The following is a 6,146-nucleotide window of genomic DNA, read 5'->3' on the forward strand; positions in this document are numbered from 1 at the left end:
GTCCGGCCCGGTGGAAGCACCGGGCGTCCGTCGATGCTAACCAAGCGGGTGATGAACGACTCGCAACGTCGTGAGCAGGGGAGTATCATGTAACTAAACGAATGGTTAATAAGAACGCGCGGGGCATCCGGCGGCACCGGGACCCGGAGCGGACGCGCCGGGCGCTGCTCATGGCGGGAACCCAGCTCTTCGCCGAGCGGGGGTACGAGGGCGCGGCGCTGTCGGCGATCGCCGACCGGGCTCGCGTCAACAAGGCGTTGGTCAGCTACTACTTCGGCGGCAAGCGCCAGCTCTATCTGGCCATCGTGACGGCCGCGTTCGGCGAGCTCGTCACGCGCGCCGAGGCGCTGGCGACGTCGGAGCGCCCCGCGCCCGAGCTCCTGCGCGAGGTCATCGCGCTGATCGCCGAGACGGCGATGCGGCGCAATCCGCACTTTCCGGCGATGATGCTGCGCGAGGTGCTGGCCGGCGGGCGGCACCTCGGGGACGAGGCGCTGGGCTATCCGCTGCGTGTGGCCGACGTCGTGCGGCGGATCGTCGAGCGCGGCATGCGCCAGGAAGCCTTCCGGCCGGTGGACCCGTTGCTCACCCACCTGAGCCTGGTCGGAGGCCTGCTCTTCTTCTTCGCCACGGCGCCCCTGCGTCAGCGGTTGATCGCCTCCGGCCGGCTTCGGGGCAAAGCCCCGGATCCCGCCGCCTACGTCACGCACATGCAAGATCTGCTCGTGGACGGGCTCGTGACACGGCGCCGGGGCCGCCGCCGATCCCTGGAGACAGTGTCATGACCGCGATGCCCGTTCCCCCGAAGCGGCCGCAGCCAGTGCCGGTGCCTCAAGTGGAGCGGACGGGGCCGGAGCCCGCGCCCGGGCGCCCGTCGCGCCGTCGCCGGCACATCGTGGGGGCGGTTCTGCTGGCCATTGTGGCGGTCGCCGCCGTCGCGGCGTGGCGCTTGTTCTTCGCGGTCCCCGCCTTGCCGCCGGGAGTGATCGGTGTCAGCGGCCGCATCGAAGGTGACGAGGCCGCCGTCTCGCCGAAGACGAGCGGACGCATCCGCGTGGTCACCGTCCGGGAGGGCGATTCGGTGGAAGCCGGCGCCGTGATCGCCATCCTCGACGACGAGCAGGTGCGCGCCCGCGAGCAGCAGGCCGAGGCGATGGTCCGGCAGGCCGAGGCGCGGCTGGCCGCCGCCGAGGCCCAGCTGGCCCAGGCCGAAGCCTCCTATGCCCAGGCGCGCTGGGATCGCGACGCGTTCGCCACGCTCTTCCAGCGAGGCCTGATCGCCGAGCAGCAAGCCCGACAGGCCGAGAACAACGAGCGCACGCAGGCCGCCATCGTCGTGGCCGCGAAGCGGCAGGTCACCGCGGCGCGGGCCGACCTCGACCGGACCCGGGCCCAGCTCGAGGAAGCCAGGGCCGATCGCCAGGATCTCCGCGTGGTGGCGCCCTTCGCCGGCACCGTGGCGACGCGGACGGCGGAGCCGGGCGAAGTGGTGACGGCGGGCACTCCGATCATCACCCTCATCGACCTGGAGCAGGTCTACCTGCGCGCCTTCGTCCCCGAGGGACAGATCGGCCTGGTCCGCGTGGGCCAGCCCGCGCGCGTCTACCTGGACTCCGCCCCCACCGAACCGATCGAGGCCTTCGTGTCCCGCATCGATCCTCAAGCGACGTTCACCCCCGAGAACACCTACTTTCGCGAGGAGCGCGTGAAGCAGGTCGTCGGCGTGAAGCTGCAGCTGCGCGGCGCCTTCGGCTATGCCAAGCCCGGGATGCCGGCCGACGGCGAGATCCTGGTCGAGGGCACCGAGTGGCCGGAGGGGCGAACGCGCCGGTGACGGTCCCCGCCATCCGCGCCCGGGAGCTCTCGAAGCGCTACGGCGTTCTCGAGGCCGTGCGGGGCGTGAGCTTCGACGTCGACGAAGGGGAGATCTTCGGCCTCATCGGTCCCGACGGGGCGGGGAAGACCTCGACGTTCCAGATCCTGGCCGGCGTCATGGAACCGAGCGGCGGCGTCGCCGAGGTCTTCGGCCGTCCGGCGCGCGAGGCGCGTTCGGAGACGGGGTATCTCACGCAGGCGTTCAGCCTCTATCCCGACCTCACCGTCGCCGAGAACCTCCGGTACGCCGGCGACCTGCGCCGCGTGCCGCCGGCGGACATCGCCAGGCGTGGCCGGCGCTACCTCGAAATGTTCGATCTCGACGCGTTCGTCGACCGGCTGGCGGGAAAGCTCAGCGGGGGCATGAAGCAGAAGCTCTCGCTGGCCTGCGCGCTCGTCTCGCGGCCGCGGGTGCTCCTGCTCGATGAGCCCACCACCGGTGTCGATCCCGTCTCCCGGCGTGAGTTCTGGGATGCCCTCGCGCATCTCTCCGCCGCCGGCCTCACGATCCTGGTGGCGACTCCCTACCTGGACGAAGCGGAGCGCTGCGGCCGGGTCGCGCTCATGCACAAGGGCGAGTTCCGGCAGCTCGGCACGCCCGCCGCGCTGCGCCGGAGTCTCGGGGCCAGGCGCCTGCAAGTGCAGGCGGAGCCGCTGGCCGAGGCCGAGCGCGAGCTGTCCGCCATGGCCGACCCCGCCCGCGACATCCTGGACGTGCAGCGCTTCGGCGACCGGCTGGACCTGCTCGCCCGGCGTCCGGACGACGCCCGGCGCCTGGTGGAGCGGCGCCTGCGGGCGGCCGGTGTGCGGGTCATCGACAGCCATGTCGACGAGCCCAGCCTGGAGAACGTCTTCGTGGCCAGCCTGCGCGCGCTGGGTGAGGAGCCCAGGCAGCCGCCGTTTCCGGGCGGGCGCGACGACGGCGGCCGGCGGGGGCAGGTTGCCATCGACGCTCAGGGCCTGACGAAGCAGTTCGGGGCCTTCACCGCGGTGCGAAACGTCAGCCTGCAGATCCGGTACGGCGAGATCTACGGTCTGCTCGGGGCCAACGGCGCGGGCAAGACGACCACGATCAAGATGCTCTGCGGCCTGCTCGAGCCTACCTGGGGGGCCATCCAGCTGGCCGGGGCCCGCGCGGACCTCCGCGCGGAGAACGTTCGCCAGCGGATCGGCTACATGTCGCAGAAGTTCTCGCTCTACGACGACCTCTCGATCCGGGAGAACCTGGAATTCTTCGCCGGCGTTTACGGCGTCCCCGAGCGCGAGCGCGACGAGAAGACGCGGTGGGTTCTGGCCTTTGCGGGCCTCGAGGACCAGCAGGAGCAGATCACCGGCCGTCTGCCCGGGGGCTGGAAGCAGCGGGTGGCCTTCGGGGCGGCCATCATGCACGAGCCCAGCGTGCTGTTCCTGGACGAGCCGACGTCCGGGGTCGATCCCCTGGCGCGGCGCGCCTTCTGGCGAATGATCAACCGTCTCGCCGACGCCGGCACCGCGGTGCTGGTCACGACCCACTATCTGGAGGAATCCGAGCAGTGCAACCGGCTGGGGTTCATGGCGGCCGGCGAGCTGGTGGCGGAAGGCAGCCCCAGCGCCATCAAGAGCCGGCAGCGCGGGCATCTGCTGGAGCTCATCGTCGATCAGCCGCAGCGCGCGGCCGACGTGCTCAAGACCGACGGCGAGCGCTGGCGCGTGTCGCTCTTCGGGCCCCGGCTCCACGTGATCACCGACGACGACGTCGAGGCCGGCCGGCGCGCCGCCGTCCGGGAGCTCGAGGCCCACGGCATCCGCGTCGCGGAGGTCCGGGAGCAGCGGTTCTCGCTGGAGGACGTCTTCATCAGCGTCGTGGAGAAGGCCCGCCAGGCCCGCGAAGCGTCCGTGCCGGCCTGAGGAGGAGCGGCGATCAGGCGCATCGTGTCCCAGACGCGCAAGGAGTTGATCCAGATCGTTCGCGACTGGCGGACGCTGACGCTGGCCCTCGTGCTGCCCGTTATTCTATTAATGCTGCTGAGCGCCGGCCTCACGCTGCGGGTCGACGACCTGCCCATCGTCGTGCAGGACCTCAGCGCGTCACCCGCCTCCCGGGATTTCGTGGACGCCTTCCGGGCGTCGCTGAGCCTCCACGTCGTGGCCTGGCCCGTCGATCGCCCTCCCGACGAGGCCCTGACATCGGGCGCTGCCCGCGCCGCGCTCATCATCCCGGCGGACTTCGGCCGCGACCTCGCCCGCGGCGTGGACACGCCCGTCCAGCTCCTGGTGGACGCCTCCGACGCCAACACGGCCAAGCTCACCGCCGGGTACGCCGCCCAGATCACCCGCGCCTACAACGAGCGGGCGGCGGGCGTGAGGCGGGTCGCGCTCGTCCAGACGGCGATCCGGCTCTGGTACAACCCCGGCCTGTCGTCCAAGAAGTTCTACGGCCCCGGTATCTTCGTGCTGGGCCTCTCGATGTTCCCGCCGCTGCTCGCGGCCCTGGCCATGGCGCGCGAGAGCGAACAGAAGACGATCCTCCAGGTCTACGTCTCCAGCATCTCCGCGCACGAGTTCCTGCTGGGCAAGGTCGCCGCCTTCACGGCGGTGGCGCTGGCGGAGTGCATGCTCATGCTCGCCGTCCTGTTCACCTACTTCGACCTCCGACTGGCCGGCGACCCCACGCCCTTCATCGTCGCCACGCTCCTCTATGCGTTCTGCGTGGCGTCGTTCGGCACGATGGTGGGAGCGACTGTCGCCAGCCAGGTGGCGGCGATGCAGCTCGTGGCGCTGGGCGGCTTCCTGCTGGTCTTCCTGCTGTCGGGGCTGCTCTTTCCGATCGAGAATATCCCGGCCGGGCTGCGGTGGATCTCGAACTTCGTCTGGGGTCGTTACTACATCGAGATCGTGCGGGACGCGCTGCTGCAGGGCGGCGGATGGCCGGCCGTGTGGCTCAAGGTCGTCATCATCGCCGTCATCGGCGCCGTATTCTACGCCCTCGCCTGGCGGAGCATGCGGCGCATGCAGCTCCGGGGCTGAGGGATGGCCAGCCTCTGGGGGCGTCTCCCGCAGCTGCGGCGGCTCCGCGCGCTCGTCGTCAAGGAGTTCAACCAGATCCGGCGCGATCGCCGTCTCGTCATCTCGCTCATCGCGCCGCCGCTATTGCAGCTGACGCTGTTCGGCTTCGCCCTGAGCGCGACGGTGACCAATCTCCGGCTGGGAGTCGTCGACGACAGCCGCACGCCGGTGAGCCGGGAGCTCGTCGCCGCCCTGACGGAGAGCCGGAGCTTCCGCCTGGGCGGCTACTACGCGACCGCCGACGAGCTCGGGACCGCGATCAGCCAGGGGAAGCTCGACGCGGGAGTGGTGATCCCGTACGAGTACGCGCGCGACCTGTGGCGCGGGCGCCCCACGACCGTCCAGTTCCTGCTGAACGCCGTGAACGCCTATACGGCCACGATCGCGCAGGGCTACGCCGAAGCGGTGATGCAGCGCTACAACGCCGATCTGCTCCGCGCAGGGTTCCCGGGGGCGGTGGACGGCACCGCCGGCCAGCCCGATCGCGGCCAGGTGCGGTTGATGCCGGCCTTCCTGTTCAACCCCGGCCTGGTCGACTCCTGGTTCATCGCCACGGGAATCTTCGGCCTGCTGCTCATCCTGAACAGCTCCTTGATCTCATCGGCGGCCATGGTGCGAGAGCGCGAGGCGGGGACGATCGAGCAGCTGCTCATGTCGCCGGCGAGCACGGCCGAGATCATCGTGGCCAAGATCACGCCGCTCTTCCTGCTCCTGTGCATGATGATGCTGCTGGCCGTGGCCGTGCTGAAGCTGGTATTCGGGGTGCCATTCCACGGGAGCCTGCCGTTCGTCCTGTTCGGGGGCGTGCTCTGCATCCTGTCGGGCATCAGCCTGGGCACGGTGATCGCCACGCTGAGCCGGTCGGCGCAGCAGGCCCAGCTCACTGCCTTCTTCGTCAACCCGCCGATGTCCTCGCTCTCGGGCGCGCTGAATCCGGTCGAAGCGATGCCCGACTGGCTGCAGCCCTTGACCATGCTCAACCCCATCCATCACTTCGCCACGATCGTGCGGGGAGCCATGCTCAAGGGCGTCGGCCTGGCCACGCTCTGGCCCAACGTCCTGGCCCTGCTGGTCTTCACGCTCGTCCTGGTCTCGTTGAGCATCTGGCGGTTCCGCAAGCAGCTCAGTTGAGCCGCGTCTCGGCCTCCTCGTTGGCGTCGTGTCTGCATCCCAGGTGCGTGGTAATGGTTGCCCGGCGGAGGTGACACCGCATGATCCGGAGGCTC

5 protein-coding genes are annotated in these 6,146 nt (G+C 70.4%); all 5 read left to right on the forward strand.

Annotated features, from left to right (window positions below; translation table 11 throughout):
- Positions 1–101: 101 nt before the first annotated feature.
- Genes VFR64_10600 through VFR64_10620 form a run of 5 tightly spaced genes read left to right on the forward strand, consistent with a single transcriptional unit; the run spans position 102 to position 6,051 of the window.
- Positions 102–785, forward strand: a complete 684-nt coding sequence (locus VFR64_10600; protein HET9490187.1) for a TetR/AcrR family transcriptional regulator — start codon at positions 102–104, stop codon at positions 783–785.
- A complete protein-coding gene (locus tag VFR64_10605) occupies positions 782–1,834 on the forward strand; it encodes an efflux RND transporter periplasmic adaptor subunit (protein ID HET9490188.1) in 1,053 nt (350 codons plus the stop codon). Before VFR64_10600 ends, VFR64_10605 begins: the two co-directional genes overlap by 4 nt.
- The gene (locus VFR64_10610; GenBank protein ID HET9490189.1) at positions 1,807–3,762 is read left to right on the forward strand and encodes an ATP-binding cassette domain-containing protein; all 1,956 of its coding nucleotides are present in this window, start codon (positions 1,807–1,809) and stop codon (positions 3,760–3,762) included. Before VFR64_10605 ends, VFR64_10610 begins: the two co-directional genes overlap by 28 nt.
- Positions 3,763–3,786: 24 nt before the next feature.
- Positions 3,787–4,881: an ABC transporter permease gene (locus VFR64_10615; protein ID HET9490190.1), complete on the forward strand. Its 1,095-nt coding sequence runs from the start codon at positions 3,787–3,789 to the stop codon at positions 4,879–4,881.
- A 3-nt stretch (positions 4,882–4,884) separates the two neighbouring features.
- Entirely contained in the window at positions 4,885–6,051 is a 1,167-nt protein-coding gene (locus tag VFR64_10620; GenBank protein HET9490191.1) for an ABC transporter permease, read from the forward strand.
- Positions 6,052–6,146: the final 95 nt, after the last annotated feature.

This window comes from Candidatus Methylomirabilota bacterium (assembly GCA_035709005.1).
Classification (GTDB): Bacteria; Methylomirabilota; Methylomirabilia; order Rokubacteriales; family CSP1-6; genus 40CM-4-69-5.

Coding starts and splice junctions, on each gene's coding strand:
- VFR64_10600 (HET9490187.1), top strand. CDS start 102: ATGGTTAATAAGAACGCGCGGGGCATCCGGCGGCACCGGGACCCGGAG.
- VFR64_10605 (HET9490188.1), top strand. CDS start 782: ATGACCGCGATGCCCGTTCCCCCGAAGCGGCCGCAGCCAGTGCCGGTG.
- VFR64_10620 (HET9490191.1), top strand. CDS start 4,885: ATGGCCAGCCTCTGGGGGCGTCTCCCGCAGCTGCGGCGGCTCCGCGCG.